The sequence below is a fragment of the Amycolatopsis sp. FDAARGOS 1241 genome (assembly GCF_016889705.1).
Taxonomy (GTDB): domain Bacteria; phylum Actinomycetota; class Actinomycetes; order Mycobacteriales; family Pseudonocardiaceae; genus Amycolatopsis.
The window spans coordinates 2,943,821-2,958,210 of the sequence record NZ_CP069526.1; the positions used below are offsets into that span (position 1 = coordinate 2,943,821).

Genomic DNA, 14,390 nt, shown 5'->3' on the forward strand with positions numbered 1-14,390 from the left:
ACCACACCGGGCCCGGCCCGGTCACTAGGGTTGCCCGCGTGACGACGGTGCAGATCCAGGCCGGTGCGGTGCGTGGCGAAGTCCGTGGCGCAGTGGCGTTGTTCCTCGGCGTGCCCTACGCCGAACCGCCGGTGGGCGCGCTGCGCTTCCGCCCGCCGCAGCCGGTTTCGCATTGGACCGGCGTCCGCGAGGCGACGCGGTTCGCGGCGCGCGCTCCGCAGCCGGAGGTCACCGGGCGCGGGTTCACCGGCGACGAGGACTGCTTGTACGTCAACGTGTACGCGCCTGCCGCCCCCGGTCGGTACCCGGTGCTGGTGTGGATCCACGGCGGCGGCGGAGTGCTGGGCTCGCCGCACCAGTTCGACGCGTCGGCGTACGCGCGGCGCGGGGTCGTGGTGGTCACCGTCGGGTACCGCCTCGGCGTGCTCGGGATGCTGCGGCTGCCGGGCGTCTCCGACGGCAACCTCTCGCTGCACGACCAGGTGCTCGCGCTGGAGTGGGTGCGGGCCAACGTGGCCGCGTTCGGCGGCGATCCGGATCGGGTGACGCTGGCCGGGCAGTCGAACGGCGGGCGCACGGTGGGCACGATCCTCGCGGTGCCGCGAGCGCGCGGATTGTTCCGCCAGGCGATCGTGCAGAGCGGCACAGGGGTGGGCTCGGTCGTGCACACACCCGCCGAGAGCGAGGCCGTGGCCGGTGCGGTGCTCGCCGACCTCGGCGTGGCGCCGGCGGAGCTCGCGACGCTGCCGGTGATGCGGATCCTCGAGGCGCAGCAACGCGTCGCGGCCGCCTCCGGCACGCTCGTGACCTACCGCGTCGTCGTCGACGACGACCTGCTGCCGCGCGTTCCCGGCAACGCCGTGGCCGCAGGCTCCGCGCGCGACGTCCGGCTGCTCACCGGGACGACGGCCGACGAGCAGGACCTGTTCTCGTGGCTGCAGAGCGGCAGCGCCAAGCTGCTCGGTACTGGCTCGACCATGCTGGACGAGGAGCGCATCGAGAAGGGCGTTTCGGCCTACCGGGCGCTGCTGCCGGAGTGGCCCGAAGACCAGCTGCGCAACCGCGTGCGGACGGCCGGCGACTGGTGGCTGCCCGCGATCCGGCTGGCCGAGACGCAGCACGCCGCGGGCGGCACCGCGTGGATGTACCGCCTCGACTGGCGGATCGCGCCGCGCGGGCGCGGTCTCGGTGCCGTCCACGGGCTCGACCTGCCGCTGGTCTTCGACGACATCGGCAACAAGAACTGGCGGTTCCTCTTCGCACTGGCCAAGCCGGACCCCGCCCGGCTGCAGGCGATGGCGACGCAGATGTTCGACACGTGGGTGCGGTTCGTGACGACCGGCGACCCGGGCTGGGCGCCCTACGAACCGGTCGAGCGGATCACGCGCCTGTTCGACGACGTGAGCACCACCGTGTCCGATCCGGACGCCGGGCAACGCCGGCTCTGGGACTCGCTCTGAGGTCCGGTCAGAGGGCGCTGACGTAGAACCACTTGCCGCCTTCGCGCACGAAGCGGCTGTTCTCCTGCAGCGTGTCGGCGTGGCCGCGGTAGCTGTAGTGCGCGCGGAACTCGACGGTGCCCTCGTTCTGCAGCAGCCCGCCGCCGGTACCGCCGAGGATCTCGAGGCCGGTCCACTCCTGCCCGGCCTCGAGGCGCAGCCGCTTCGGGCGCGTGTCGGGGTGCCAGGTGCCGAGCAGGTACTCGGGGTTCCCGACGGCGAAGGCGCTGTAGCGCGAGCGCATGAGCAGCTCGGCGGTGGGCGCGCTCTGGCGGCCCTCGTGGAAGCGGCCGCAGCACTCGGCGTAGGGCTGGGGCAGTCCGCAGGGACAGCGGTCAGCCGCGGGCACGTTTGACCCCGGACTGCGCGGCTTCCTGCGCGCCCTTCACGGCCAGCCGGTCGGCGCGCTCGTTCTCGGGCAGTCCGGCGTGGCCCTTGACCCACAGCCACTCGACCTCGTGGCGCTCGCCGGCGGCGTCGAGGCGCTGCCACAGGTCCGCGTTTTTCACCGGCTGCTTCGCCTGGGTCTGCCAGCCGTTCTTCTTCCAGCGCGGCAGCCATTGCGTGACGCCGTTGCGCACGTAGGTGCTGTCGGTGTAGATCTTCACGACCGACGGGCGCTTGAGGCTCTCCAGTGCCTGGATCGGCGCCATCAGCTCCATGCGGTTGTTGGTGGTCACCGTCTTCTCGCCGCCGTAGAGCTCGCGCTCGTGGCGGCCGTAGCGCAGGAAGGCGCCCCAGCCGCCGGGGCCGGGGTTGCCGCTGCACGCTCCGTCGGTGTAGATCTCCACGGCCTGTTCGGTCACGCGGTGACCCTACCGACCTGGTCAGTAGAAGTGGCGGAGGCTCGGCCAGAGCACCGACCACGGCGCGGTGGTGCCGGTGCAAAGGGAGACGGGTGTGCCCTGCTCGTCGTTGTCGGCGCCGGTGTCCTGCGTTGCGACCACGCGGCAGCCGGTGAACGCGCGGGCCGGCCGGTCGAACTCGCCGACCAGCACCACGGGGCCGTCGAGCCGGTCGGGCGGCGGGCCCCAGTCGGCGTAGGACATGTGGCCGGAGTACGGCGCGGGCAGGCCGGAGCCCGCGCCGAAGTGCTCGACGGCGCCGGCTTCGCCGTAGTTGCTGGTGAAGATGACGGCGTCGGCCCGGTCGTCGCCGGGGATCTGTCGCCACACGCCGGCGACGGTCGTGACGAACCCCGGCCAGCCGACCTGCTCGCCCTGCTCCTTGTTGAGCACGAGCACGGGGCCGAGCGCCGCCGTGGGCAGGATCGGCAACCCGATCGCCAGCGAGACGATCGCGCCGAGGGCCGCGGCCACGAGCCACCACCGCCGCGCGCGGCGGCGCGCGAACCAGTCGAGCGCGGGCTGCACCCCCGCGGCGGTGAGCACCATCAGCAGCGGCAGCGAGTAGTACGGCTTGCCGCCGGCGAGGAGCAGGAGCACGCACAGGACGGGGTAGGCGAGGGCGATGGCGCGCAGCCGCGGCGTCTTCCACAGCCGCACGATCCCGGCCAGCCACACCGGCACCAGCACCGGCGAGAGGTACACGAGCTGCAGCGGCACGAACGTCAGCCGGTTCGCCGTGCCGTCGTCGTCGCTGATCCCGCCGGCGACGGTGAACATCGGGAAGCCGTGGCGCGCCTCCCAGCCGAGCACCGGCGACACCAGCGCCAGCGCGAGCGCGACCCCCGCGAACAGCCACCAGGTGCGGAAGATCCGCCGCGGGCCCGCGATGAGGACGGCGATCCCGAGCGCGGCGAGCAGCAGCGGCACCAGCCACTTGTTCAACAGTGCGACGCCGGTGGTCGCGCCGACGGCGAGCCACCACCGGTTGTCGCCGGAGCGCAGGAGCTTGATCGCGAACAGGCCCAGGACCGACCAGACCAGCATGTCGATCGTGGTCGTCGACAGCAGGTGCGAGACCACGAGGACGTAGCCGGACAGCGCGGTCACCACGGAAGTCACGACCTGCGCCGCGTATCCGGCGTCGAGCTCCCGTGCGACGAGCGCCAGCACCACCACGGTCGCCACCCCGGCCGCCGTCGCGACCACCCGCAGGCCGGCCGGCGTTTCGCCGAACAGGCTGGTCGCGAGCCGCGCCAGCACGGGTGTCAGCGGCGGCTGGTCGACGTAGCCCCAGGCCAGGCGTTTGCCGGCCGCGAGGTAGTAGAACTCGTCGCGGTGGAAGCCGTAGGCCTCGGACAGCACCGTGAGCACCACGGCTTGCGCGAGTGCCACGACGGCGACCCCGCCGCTCGCGAACGGCGTTCTTCGCGCGGTGGTCTCGGTGGCGGTTTCCCCCATTGCGCGCCCCTCCCCAGAGAAGGCGCATGGTACTGCGGGCAGGGCGCCCAGGGCACCGGAAACTTCCTCACGACTGTGTTGCATTCGGATCGTGGGACGCGGGAAACATCATCCGCGCCGCGGCGTTGACCAAGGGAGAAGGGCTTCGCGACGGAAGGACGGGCATGACGGCGACCACGCAGGACTTCACCCGGGCCTGGGAAGACTGGAAGGCCGACCGCGAAAAGGAGCTGGCCGCACCCCACGGCTGGCTGGCGATCGTCTCCCTCGACTGGCTGGACGAGCAGCCGAGGGAGTACCCGGGCGTGCCCGGGAAGTGGTGGCAGGACGCGGAAGCCGCGTACGTGGACCCGACCGGGGCCGACCTCGAGTACGAGGGTGAACCCGTCACCGGCGTCCGGCGGTTCGAGCTGGTCAACAGCGGGCCGACGGTGCGCGTCGTCGCCGGAGCGGTGGAGATCGAGGTGGCGCGGCGGACCGGCTACCTGCTGCGCGTGCACGACCCGGAGGCGCCCGTGCTGAAGAACTTCCGGGGAATCCCGGCGTATGCCCCCAAGGAGCGGTGGTCGCTCGAAGGCCGGTTCGAACCGTTCGCCGAGCCGCGGCCGGTCACGGTCGGTGCGGTGGTCGAAGGACTGTCGCACGTGTACACCGCGCCCGGTGTCGTCCGGTTCACCCACGACGGCACCGAGCACACGCTGACCGTGTTCGGCAAGCCCGACGGCGCGCTGATGGTGCTGTTCGCCGACGCCACCAGCGGGGTCACCACCTACGCCGCCAACCGCTCGCTGCAGCTGGGCAAACCCGACGACCAGGGGCGCGTCCGCTTGGACTTCACGCGCGCCGTGAACCTGCCGTGCGCGTTCATCGACTTCGCGACGTGCCCGCTCCCGCCCGAGGGCAACCGGCTCCCGTTCGCCGTGGAAGCGGGGGAGAAGCTGCCCTACGAGCGGCAGGGCTGACGCCGGCCCGGTCCGTCACTCGCCGCGGAACTCCGGGCGGCGCTTCGCCCGGAACGCGGCCACGCCCTCGGCGAAGTCCTTTGTGCCGAACAGCGCGGACTGGCCTTCGCGCTCCACGGCGAACGCGCCGTCCAGTTGAGCGAGCGACGCGGCCGCCAAGGCCCGTTTCGTCTGCGCGTACGCGGCGGTCGGGCCCTCGGCCAGCTTGGTCGTGAGCCGGCTGATCTCGGCGTCGAACTCGTCGTCCGGCACGACGTGCGAGATCAGGCCCCAGTCGAGGGCCTGCGGCGCCGGCACGCGCTCGGCGAGCAACGCCATCCGGGCGGCCCGCGCGCGGCCGACCGCGGCCGGCACCAGCGCGGTGGACCCGCCGTCCGGCATCAGACCGACGTTCGCGAACGCCAGCAGGAAGTAGGCCGACTCACGGGCGACGGTGAGGTCCGCGGCCAGCGCGAACGAGCACCCGACGCCGACCGCGGGCCCGTTCACCGCAGCCAGCACCGGTTTCGGGATCGCGCGCAGCAGCCCGGTGAGCCGGTTGGCCGCGTCGATCGTGCCGGTGTCCGGGTCGGCTTCGAGGTCGCGACCGGCCAGATCGGCGCCGGCGCAGAAGGCGCGCCCGGCGCCCGTCAGCACGACGACGCGGACGCCGGCGTCGGTCACGGCCGCCTCGACGGCGTCGGCCGCGCGGGTGACCATCGCGGTGGTCAGGGCGTTGAGCTGGTCGGGCCGGTCGAAGGTGATGCGCAGCGCGGCACCGTCGTGGTCGATCCGCACCGGCGGTTCAGTGGACACGGTCGGGGTCCTCCTCGGCGAGTGGGGTGTGGGTCAGGCGAGTCCGGCGTGCCGGCTGGCGTACGCCCGGGCGCGCGCCGGGTCGTAGGTGCGGGCGATCTGCAGCTTCTCCGCCTCCAGTGACCCTTCCGCGTGCGTGGCAAGCACGGCCTGGTAGCCACCGTAGTCGCGGGCGGTGAGGCCGGCGATCAGGTTCAGCAACCGCAGCCGCGGCTCGGCCGGCACCGCAGCCGCGTAGTGCTGCTCCAGCACCGCCCGGATTTCCGGGTTCGCCCAGTCCTCGCCACCCGGGCCGGTCGCGAGCAGGCCGCCCGCCAGATCGATCAGCTTCGCCGCTGCGTCGTGGAACCCGTGCGCGAAGCTGTACTTCGCCGTGTTCACCGCGACGGGGTCGGGCTGCTGGATGCCGTGCTCTCCCGGGCGCGACCGCAGCGCCGCCAGTTCGGCCAGCCCGCGCACGGTTTCGGCGTAGGCGATGAGCTGCGCGATCTTGTCCTTCACATGGCCGGCGCGGGCGATCCCGTTGTACTCCGCGATCAGCGACCGCCGAGCCGACGAGAAGATCGAGCAGCGGCAGCTTGTAGTCGATCGCCGTGAACCGGTGGGTAGTCCACGAACGCGACGGCCGGCGGTCCGGCGAGCTCGGGCCGCCGGTTGAGGAACACGCGGTCCTTCGGCACGCGCACGTCGTCGAAGACCGTGAGGCTTTCGAGCATCTTGTGCTGCGACGAAAGCGGGAAGTCGAACGGGTCGCGCTCGCCCGCGAGGCAGGGCGACACGTAGATGCTCAGCCCCGGGCGTGTCCACGGGGATCGCGAAGGACACCGCGTAGTCCGCGTCGTGCGGGCCCATCGCGCGCGTCGGCAGCACGACGAGTTCGTCGGCGTTCGCCGAGTGCGAGGTGTGGCGCTTCGCGCCGCGCACGGTGATCGAGCCGGCGTCCTCGTCGACGATTCGCAGGTACAGGTCCGGATCTTCCTGCTGGTGCGGCGCGAGCGCGCGGTCACCCTTCGCGTCCGTCTGCGCGACGGCGAGCGCCAGATCGTCGCGGCACACGCGCTCGTGGAACGCCTCGGCGCGTGCCAGCTCCTCGCCTTCGAGCGTGCGCAGCAGCGCGAACATCGCGTCGCTGCCCACCTCCTTCAGCACGATGATCCCACCGCCCAGCCGCGAAACGGCCTCGATCAGCTCGCCGCGCGCTCGCAGCTCTTCGGCCGAGCGCGGCACGCGGTAGAACGCCGAGTACGGTTCGGCGCCGCCGGCTACCGCCAGCTCCGGCTGCGACCGCGCGATGTCGTAGCAGTTCGCCGAGTGGTCGACGGCCGGCGTCAGCTCCGGGTGGTCGGCCGCGCTGTCGATCCGCTGCCCGCGGCAGACCACGCGGCGGCCGTCGCGCAACCCACCCCGGTACTCCTTCGCCGTGCGCAAACCCATGTGTCGTCTGCTTTCTCGTGGGAAACGGTGGTCACTTCGCGGCGTCCGCTGCGGACAGTGAGCCGGCGTTGCGCTCCCAGCACGCACTGGTCGAGGCAGGGCTCCCCGGGCGCCGTCTGAGTTATCTAACGATCGCTAAGTGCGCTTGCCGATGTCAAGCCCACCGGCGAGAGATGGGTCACTGCATATCTAACGATCGCTAAGCTACGGTCACGGCGCCGAGCCGAACGACGAGGAGGATTTCGGATGGACATCACGAACGCGGTCGCGCTGGTCACCGGCGGTGCGTCGGGGCTGGGCCTGGCCACCGCGCGGGAGCTGCACGAGCGCGGCGCGAAGGTGGTCGTGGTCGATCTGCCCACTTCGGACGGTGCCGCGATCGCCGAAGAGCTCGACGGGCTGTTCGCCCCGGCCGACGTGACCGATGAGGACGCGGTGCGGGCTGCCGTCGACACCGCCGCGTCGCTGGGCGACCTGCGGATCGTGGTCAACTGCGCCGGCATCGGCAACGCGATCAAGACCGTGGGCAAGAACGGCGCGTTCCCGCTGGCGGCGTTCACGAAGGTGGTGTCGGTCAACCTCATCGGCACGTTCAACGTGATCCGCCTCGCCGCTGAGCGCATCGCGCAGACCGGCGCGGTGGGGGAGGAGCGCGGTGTGGTGGTCAACACCGCCTCGGTGGCGGCCTTCGACGGCCAGGTCGGGCAGGCGGCCTACTCGGCGTCGAAGGGCGGGATCGTCGGCATGACCCTGCCGATCGCGCGTGACCTGGCGAGCCTGAAGATCCGCGTGATGACGATCGCGCCGGGCCTGTTCCACACGCCGCTGTTCGCGATGCTGCCGGACGAGGCCGTCGAGTCGCTGGGTGCCCAGGTGCCGCACCCTGCGCGGCTGGGCGACCCCGCGGAATACGCGGCGCTGGCCTGCCACATCGTGGAGAACCCGATGCTCAACGGCGAGACCATCCGGCTCGACGGCGCGATCCGCATGGCCCCGCGCTGAGCCTAGACTCGGCGGACAACGTTGCGGACTCGATGGGTGGATCATGGCGCGTGCGCGGACGGCGGTGGCCCCGGCTGCTGAGGAGCCCGCCGGCTCCGGGGCCGGCGGAGAGTGGCGGCGGTACGACGAGCTGGAGCTGACGCCGTTGCTCGCCGCCGCCCTCGACGCGTTCTACGAGCACGGTTTCCACGGCACGAGCGTGCGCGACATCGTCCGGCGGGTCGGGCAGACCGTGCCCTCGCTGTACTACCACCACGAGAGCAAGGAAGGCGCGTTCGCCGCGCTGCTCGACCTCGGCACGGGGGAGGCGGTCCGGCGCGTCGTCGCCGCGGCCGCCGACGCCGCGACTCCGCGCGACAAACTCTCGAACGTGATCGAGGCCGTGGTGCTGCACATGACGCACCGCACGCGCCTGGCCGCGCTGGATCCGGAGCTACGGCACCTCTCGCCGGAGAGCCGCAAGCGCTACGCCGCCCGGCGCAAGGAGATCGAGACGGTGCTGACCGCCGTCCTCGAAGAAGGGGTGCGCGAAGGCGTGTTCACGGTGACGCACCGCGACGAGACGGTGCGGGCCCTGCTGGGCATGTGCCAGTCGATCGCGCGCTGGTACCAGCCCGGCGGCCCGCTGCGGCCCGAGGAACTCGCCGGCCGTTACGTGGAACTCGCCCTGCACACGGTTGACGCGAAGGAGCCCCGCCGGTCGAGGGCTCAGCGCAAGCGCTGACGCATCAGGGGCGCGGCGCCGGCTCCAGGTAGAGCGTGCGCCAGATGACCTCGGTCATCGAGTCGGCCAGCGCCCAGTCCTCCGACGCCGCGGTGAAGCGCAGCGTCTGGTGGCAAGTGCGTTCCACCATCCAGGTGAGTGCGGAAGCCGTGGGGCGCACCGGCATCGGGGTGATCGTGCCCGCGGCCTGCCCGCGTTCGATGATCGCGGCGATGGCGTCGACGATGCCCTCCATGATGCCGCGGTAGAGCTCGTCGACCTCGGCGTCGTAGGCGGCCATCTCGATCACGGCGTAGAGCACCGAGCGGTGGCGGCGGTAGCGCGCGATGATCTCCGTGATCGACGCGCGCAGGTCCTCGGGGTCGCGCGCGTCCGCCGCGTCCCACCAGCTCCGCGCGGCCTCGGTGAGGTCGGCGAACACGTGCTGCGCGAACAGCCGCAGCAGCTGGCCCTTGTCCTCGAAGTAGACGTAGAACGTGGCGCGCGAGACGCCGGCTTCGGACGCCAGCCGGTCGACGCTCAGCTCGGTGAACGTGAGCCCCTCGCCCATGAGGCGCTCGGTGGCCTCCAGCAATTGGCGGCCGAGCGACTCCCGGCGCTGCTGCTTGCGAGCGGTCTGCGGCTTGCGGGTCACCGACGGCATCCGGCCTCCTCGTCTTGTCTCCCAACCCTACCGGCTCGGCGCGCGCTCGTACTGGACAACAACTCTAGACAGACTGTCTTGACATGGTGTGAGCTGGACCATACGCTGCAGTGGACGAACGCTACACAGCTCTCCCGAGGTCACAGCCGACCGGTTCGGGCGCGTACAGCGCGCCCGGTCGAAGCCCGTCCGGTTCCCGTCCAGGAGCGCCCATGTACCCCGGTGTCCACGCCGAGCAGTTCCCCGACAAGCCCGCCGCGATCGTGGCCGGCGGCGAGGTGCTCACGTACGGGCAGCTCGAGGAGCGGTCGGCGCGGCTGGCGCGCCACCTGCACGACGCGGGCCTGCGCCGCGGCGACCACATCGCGTTGCTCTCGGCGAACGACCCGAAGGTGTTCGAGGTCTACTGGGCCGCGCTGCGCTCGGGCCTGTACGTCACGGCCGTGAACCGGCACCTCGCGGCGGCCGAGGTCGCCTACGTCGTCGACGACTGCGGCGCCCAGGTGCTGATCGTGTCGGCCGGCCTCGCCGACGTCGCCGAAGCGGTAGTCGCGGATACCCAGAACGTGCGAATTCGCCTGGCATACCGGGGATCCGTGCCTGGCTACGAGTCCTACGAGGACGCTTTGGCGAGTTCGTCGCCCGAACCGCTGCCGGAGCAGCCGCGCGGCGTGGACATGCTCTACTCGTCCGGCACCACCGGCAGGCCCAAGGGGATCAAGCCGCCGCTGGCGGACCGCCGCGTCGACGAGCCCGGTGACGGGTACACCGCGGCTTTCGGTCCGCTGTACGGGTTCGGGCCCGACACCGTGTACCTCTCGCCCGCGCCGGTGTACCACGCGGCGCCGTTGCGCTTCGGCGGAGTCGTGCAGGCGCTGGGCGGCACGGTGGTGCTGATGGAGAAGTTCGACGCCGAGCAAGCGCTTTCCGCGATCGAGACCCACCGCGTGACGCACAGCCAGTGGGTGCCGACGATGTTCGTGCGCATGCTGAAGCTGCCCGGCGAAACCCGCGCCGAGTACGACCTGTCGAGCCAGCGCGTGGCGGTGCACGCGGCGGCGCCGTGCCCGGTCGACGTCAAGCGCGCCATGATCGACTGGTGGGGCCCGATCCTGCACGAGTACTACTCGTCCACCGAGGGCAGCGGCATCACGTTCATCGACAGCGAGCAGCGGCTGGCCGAGCCCGGCTCGGTGGGACGCGCCGGGATCGGCGTCATCCGGATCTGCGGCGAGCACAGCGAGGAGCTGCCGGCGGGGGAGTTCGGCACCGTCTACTTCGAACGTGACACCGTGCCGTTCTCCTACCACAACGACCCGGCCAGGACCGCCGAGGCGCAGCACCCGGAGCACCCGACGTGGACCACCACGGGCGACATCGGCTACGTCGACGAGGACGGTTACCTCTTCCTCACCGACCGCAAGGCGTTCAGGATCATCTCCGGCGGTGTGAACATCTACCCGCAGGAGATCGAGAACGCACTGACCCTGCACCCGAAGGTGCTCGACGTCGCCGTGGTCGGCGTACCCGGCCCGGAGATGGGTGAGTCGGTGCAGGCGTTCGTCGAACCGGCGGGTGCGCTCAGGCCCGGGCTCGGCGAAGAGCTGCGCGATTACCTGCGCGAGCGCATCGCGCACTACAAGGTGCCGAAGGGGTTCACGTTCGTCGACAGCCTCCCGCACACCCCCACCGGGAAGCTCGTCAAGGGCGAGCTCACCCGCTGACGACAGACCACTTAGGACCAACCATCCCGACCGTGCACCTCACCGATTCAGCAGCTCGCCGATTCAGCGAGGAGCGGGACCATGCAGATCAAGGCCGCGGTGCTGCGCGCCGCCGACGGGCCCTACCGCATCGAGGACGTCGAGCTGCCCGCCCCGCGCGCGGGCCAGGTTCTCGTGCGGATCGCGGGCGCCGGTCTGTGCCACACCGACCTGCTGCCGCGCGTGCCGGGGTTCCTGGCCGCCCCGCCGATCATCACCGGGCACGAAGGTTCGGGTGTCGTGGAGGCAGTCGGTCCCGACGTGACCGACCTCGTGCCGGGTGACCACGTCGTGCTGTCGTTCGACTCCTGCGGCCACTGCGCCAACTGCCTCGCGGGGCACCCCGCGTACTGCGAGACGTTCTTCCCGCGCAACCTCACCGGGCACGACCCCGACGGTGAGCAGCCGGTGCTCGACGACGGCGGCGCCGCGATCGCCGCCCGCTGGTTCGGCCAGTCGTCGTTCGCGTCGCACTCGGTCGTCGCGGCGCGCAACGCGGTGAAGTGGAGGCCGGCAGCGTCGGCGTGAACTTCTACGACCTCGACGTGAACGCGCCGTTCGGCGGCGTGAAGGCCAGTGGCGTCGGGCGTGAGCTCGGCCCGGAGGGGCTGGCCGCCTACCAGCAGCTCAAGTCCATCTACCTGGGACAGGAGATTCCCGCATGACCGCGATCGTGGCCCCGCAGCGCGAGTACGACGAGATCGACCTGTCGTCGCGGGTCTTCTGGGCGACCCGCGCGGCCGACCGCGAGCGTTCCTTCGCCGAGTTGAGGGCGGCGCGCCCCAGTGTCCTGGCACCGCCCGGTCGAGGACGCGCTGCTGGAGGACCCCGAGGACCCGGGCTACTGGGCCGTGGTCCGCCACGCCGCCATCGTCGAGGTGAGCCGCCGCAGCGACGTGTTCGTCTCGGGCCAGGGGGTGATGTTCGAGAACATCCCGGAGGAGATGCTCGAGGCGTCGCGGTCGTTCCTCGCGATGGACCCGCCGAGGCACACGAAGATCCGCAAGCTCGTGAGCGCCGCGTTCACGCCGAAGCAGGTCCGCCGCATCGAGGAGCAGATCAAGGCGAACGCGCGCGACATCGTGCGTGAACTCGTGGCCGCGGGCAGCGGGGCGGATTTCGTGAAGCAGTGCTCGGGCCGGCTGCCGATCCGCACGCTGTCGGACATGGTCGGGATCCCGGAGGCCGACCGCGAGCGAGTGGCACACGCGGCCGACGCGTCGGTCTCGTGGGCCGACCCGGTGTACCTGGCCGGTCGCGACCCGATCGAAATGATCTTCGAAGCCCAGATGACGCCGCACGCGGTGGCGTTCGAGATGGCCGAGCACCGGCGCGCGCACCCGGACGAAGACCTCATGACCAACCTCGTGCAGGCCGAGGTGGACGGTGAGCGCCTCACCGACGAGGAGATCGCGGCGTTCTTCGTGCTGCTGTCGGTGGCGGGCAACGACACCACGCGCCAGACGACGAGCCACACGCTGAAAGCGCTCACCGACTTCCCCGAGCAGCGCGAGTGGCTGATGGCCGACTTCGAGGGCCGCATCGGCTCCGCGGTCGAGGAGTTCGTGCGCTGGGGGTCGCCGGTCATGACGTTCCGGCGCACCGCCGTCACCGGCTTCGAGCTCGGCGGGCAGCGGATCAGCACCGGCGACAAGGTCGTGATGTTCTACGCGTCGGGCAACTTCGACGCGGACGTGTTCGCCGAACCGAGCCGGTTCGACGTGAGCCGCAGCCCCAACCCGCACGTGGCCTTCGGCGGCGGGGGCACGCACTTCTGCCTCGGCAACCAGGTCGCGAAGACGCAGCTGCGCGTCCTGTTCGGCGAGCTGCTGCACGCGCTGCCCGGCATCACCGCCGGCGAACCCGACTACCTGGCCGGCAACTTCGTGCACGCCGTGCGCGCGATGCCCTGCCACATCTGAGCCGCAGTTCCCGTCCTCCCGAACAGATCGGAGACCGGCCATGCCCGCGTTCAGCAAGCCCGAAGAGATCTACCACTACATCGGCGGCATCTTCGAAACCGCGTTCGCCGACGCCGACCTCGCCGACAAGCTCGCCGGCACGGGAGTGGTGCTGAAGATGGTCTGCAGCAACCCCGAACCGGCGTTGCTCATCGACACTCAGAACCGCCGCGTGGTCGGCAACGCCTTCGACGCCCCCGCCGACGCGACCATGACGATGGACAGCGAGATCGCCAACGGCTACTGGCAGGGCAAGGTGAACCTCACGTTCGCCATGGCCCGCGGGAAGGTCAAAGTGGATGGCCCCGTCGCGAAGCTGATCAAGCTCGCGCCGCTGTCGAAGAAGCTCTTCCCCGTCTACGTCGAACGGCTGCGCGCCGACGGGCGCGAGGATCTGCTCGTCGGCTGAGCCACGGGCGGCAGCCTCACGCTCACATCCGCACCATCGGCACCAAGGACACCAGGGACACCAAGGACACCACACGCACCAGCGGCCACGTCCTCGTCTTCACCGGCCCGACGTCCACCGGCGCATCAAGGATCGCCGCCAGGCCGTCCTGGAAAGGCCCCTTCCCGGGGCGGTCGGAACAGCCCCGGCCGCCCGGGAAGGTCTCAGCTCACCAGCCGCGTTCGCGCCACTCGGCGAGTTTCGGCCGTTCCGCGCCCAGCGTCGAATCGTCGCCGTGGCCCGGGTAGAACCACGTGTCGTCCGGCAGTTCGCCGAAGATGCGCGATTCCACGTCGGCCAGCAGTGACGCGAAGTCCTCGGGCGACGTCGTGCGGCCGACGCCACCGGGAAACAGCGAGTCGCCCGTGAAGAGGTGGGGGTGGCCGGTGGGGTCGCGGTACAGCAGGGCGATGGAGCCCGGCGTGTGGCCGCGCAGGTGGATCACCTCGAGGGTGACCTGGCCCACCTGCAGGGTGTCCCCGTGCTCGACCAGGAAGTCCGGCGGCACGGGCAGCGGCGCCGCGTCCAGCGGGTGCGCCGCGGTGTTCGAGCCGTTCGCGCCCGCCACGGCGCCCAGGGCCTGCCAGTGGTCCTGGTGCTGGTGCGTGGTCACGACGGTGCGCAGCGCCGGCCGGTCGGGGCCGTGGCCGATGAGGTCGGAGATGCGCTCCGGGTCGTTGGCGGCGTCGATCAGCAGCGCCTCGTTGTCGGCGCGGCAAACCAGCAGATACGCGTTGTTGTCCATCGGCCCCACGGAGAGCTTGGTGATGGTCAGCGCGTCCAGCGTGCGGCGGGCGGCGTCGCCGCCCGGTTCGACGTGCCCGGTGTAGGTGTCGGCGATGTTCACGTCCAC

16 protein-coding genes and 2 pseudogenes are annotated in these 14,390 nt (G+C 71.3%); 9 read left to right on the forward strand and 9 right to left on the reverse strand.

All coding sequences use genetic code 11. The annotated features are described in order from the left end of the window. Nucleotides 1-38: 38 nt before the first annotated feature. Nucleotides 39-1,460, forward strand: a complete 1,422-nt coding sequence (locus tag I6J71_RS14545; RefSeq protein ID WP_204095201.1) for a carboxylesterase/lipase family protein — start codon at nucleotides 39-41, stop codon at nucleotides 1,458-1,460. A gap of 7 nt (nucleotides 1,461-1,467) precedes the next feature. Here the strand turns inward: I6J71_RS14545 and I6J71_RS14550 are convergent, their stop codons facing one another. Genes I6J71_RS14550 through I6J71_RS14560 form a run of 3 tightly spaced genes read right to left on the reverse strand, consistent with a single transcriptional unit; the run spans nucleotide 1,468 to nucleotide 3,805 of the window. Beyond that, on the reverse strand, nucleotides 1,468-1,848 hold the full coding sequence (locus I6J71_RS14550) for a YchJ family protein (RefSeq protein ID WP_204095202.1): 381 nt from the start codon (nucleotides 1,846-1,848) through the stop codon (nucleotides 1,468-1,470). Then, nucleotides 1,835-2,305: a ribonuclease HI gene (rnhA, locus tag I6J71_RS14555; protein ID WP_204095203.1), complete on the reverse strand. Its 471-nt coding sequence runs from the start codon at nucleotides 2,303-2,305 to the stop codon at nucleotides 1,835-1,837. The genes I6J71_RS14550 and rnhA overlap by 14 nt, the downstream gene beginning before the upstream one ends. A 21-nt stretch (nucleotides 2,306-2,326) precedes the next feature. Beyond that, nucleotides 2,327-3,805, reverse strand: coding sequence for a glycosyltransferase family 39 protein (locus I6J71_RS14560; RefSeq protein WP_204095204.1), 1,479 nt, complete (start codon nucleotides 3,803-3,805; stop codon nucleotides 2,327-2,329). A gap of 164 nt (nucleotides 3,806-3,969) precedes the next feature. Here I6J71_RS14560 and I6J71_RS14565 point away from each other — a divergent pair, with 164 nt between their 5' ends. Further along, nucleotides 3,970-4,767: a DUF1684 domain-containing protein gene (locus I6J71_RS14565; RefSeq protein ID WP_204095205.1), complete on the forward strand. Its 798-nt coding sequence runs from the start codon at nucleotides 3,970-3,972 to the stop codon at nucleotides 4,765-4,767. A 15-nt stretch (nucleotides 4,768-4,782) separates the two neighbouring features. On the opposite strand, the gene I6J71_RS14570 is transcribed toward I6J71_RS14565, so the two are convergent. The 4 genes and pseudogenes from I6J71_RS14570 to I6J71_RS50685 form a co-directional block, all read right to left on the reverse strand. Next, nucleotides 4,783-5,562, reverse strand: coding sequence for an enoyl-CoA hydratase (locus tag I6J71_RS14570; protein WP_204095206.1), 780 nt, complete (start codon nucleotides 5,560-5,562; stop codon nucleotides 4,783-4,785). Nucleotides 5,563-5,595: 33 nt separating this feature from the next. Further along, on the reverse strand, nucleotides 5,596-6,063 hold the full coding sequence (locus tag I6J71_RS50675; protein WP_370542211.1) for a 4-hydroxyphenylacetate 3-hydroxylase C-terminal domain-containing protein: 468 nt from the start codon (nucleotides 6,061-6,063) through the stop codon (nucleotides 5,596-5,598). Nucleotides 6,064-6,098: 35 nt separating this feature from the next. Further along, a complete protein-coding gene (locus tag I6J71_RS50680; RefSeq protein WP_370542212.1) occupies nucleotides 6,099-6,341 on the reverse strand; it encodes a hypothetical protein in 243 nt (80 codons plus the stop codon). A gap of 64 nt (nucleotides 6,342-6,405) precedes the next feature. Next, nucleotides 6,406-6,996, reverse strand: a pseudogene (locus I6J71_RS50685) (4-hydroxyphenylacetate 3-hydroxylase N-terminal domain-containing protein); the annotation flags it as partial. 246 nt (nucleotides 6,997-7,242) lie between these two features. On the opposite strand from I6J71_RS50685, the gene I6J71_RS14580 reads away from it, so the two are divergent. Next, nucleotides 7,243-7,998: a 3-hydroxyacyl-CoA dehydrogenase gene (locus I6J71_RS14580; RefSeq protein ID WP_204095208.1), complete on the forward strand. Its 756-nt coding sequence runs from the start codon at nucleotides 7,243-7,245 to the stop codon at nucleotides 7,996-7,998. Nucleotides 7,999-8,041: 43 nt separating this feature from the next. Beyond that, the gene (locus I6J71_RS14585) at nucleotides 8,042-8,722 is read left to right on the forward strand and encodes a TetR/AcrR family transcriptional regulator (RefSeq protein WP_204095209.1); all 681 of its coding nucleotides are present in this window, start codon (nucleotides 8,042-8,044) and stop codon (nucleotides 8,720-8,722) included. Between the two features lie 4 nt (nucleotides 8,723-8,726). On the opposite strand, the gene I6J71_RS14590 is transcribed toward I6J71_RS14585, so the two are convergent. After that, nucleotides 8,727-9,365 (reverse strand): TetR/AcrR family transcriptional regulator, encoded by a 639-nt coding sequence (locus I6J71_RS14590; protein WP_204095210.1) that lies wholly within the window; start codon nucleotides 9,363-9,365, stop codon nucleotides 8,727-8,729. 212 nt (nucleotides 9,366-9,577) lie between these two features. Here I6J71_RS14590 and I6J71_RS14595 point away from each other — a divergent pair, with 212 nt between their 5' ends. The 5 genes and pseudogenes from I6J71_RS14595 to I6J71_RS14615 all read left to right on the forward strand — a co-directional run bounded on the left by I6J71_RS14595 (nucleotide 9,578) and on the right by I6J71_RS14615 (nucleotide 13,498). Continuing rightward, nucleotides 9,578-11,089, forward strand: coding sequence for an acyl-CoA synthetase (locus I6J71_RS14595; RefSeq protein ID WP_204095211.1), 1,512 nt, complete (start codon nucleotides 9,578-9,580; stop codon nucleotides 11,087-11,089). A gap of 81 nt (nucleotides 11,090-11,170) precedes the next feature. Beyond that, nucleotides 11,171-11,656, forward strand: a complete 486-nt coding sequence (locus I6J71_RS14600) for an alcohol dehydrogenase catalytic domain-containing protein (protein WP_204095212.1) — start codon at nucleotides 11,171-11,173, stop codon at nucleotides 11,654-11,656. Beyond that, nucleotides 11,626-11,793 (forward strand): annotated as a pseudogene (locus tag I6J71_RS14605) (aldehyde dehydrogenase family protein); the annotation flags it as partial. The gene I6J71_RS14600 and the pseudogene I6J71_RS14605, both read left to right, overlap by 31 nt. Nucleotides 11,794-11,913: 120 nt before the next feature. Then, nucleotides 11,914-13,050, forward strand: a complete 1,137-nt coding sequence (locus tag I6J71_RS14610; RefSeq protein WP_239154815.1) for a cytochrome P450 — start codon at nucleotides 11,914-11,916, stop codon at nucleotides 13,048-13,050. Nucleotides 13,051-13,090: 40 nt separating this feature from the next. After that, nucleotides 13,091-13,498, forward strand: coding sequence for an SCP2 sterol-binding domain-containing protein (locus tag I6J71_RS14615; RefSeq protein WP_204095213.1), 408 nt, complete (start codon nucleotides 13,091-13,093; stop codon nucleotides 13,496-13,498). A gap of 208 nt (nucleotides 13,499-13,706) precedes the next feature. Here the strand turns inward: I6J71_RS14615 and I6J71_RS14620 are convergent, their stop codons facing one another. Beyond that, complete coding sequence (locus I6J71_RS14620) at nucleotides 13,707-14,384, reverse strand: MBL fold metallo-hydrolase (protein WP_204095214.1); 678 nt, start codon at nucleotides 14,382-14,384, stop codon at nucleotides 13,707-13,709. Between the last annotated feature and the right edge of the window lie 6 nt (nucleotides 14,385-14,390).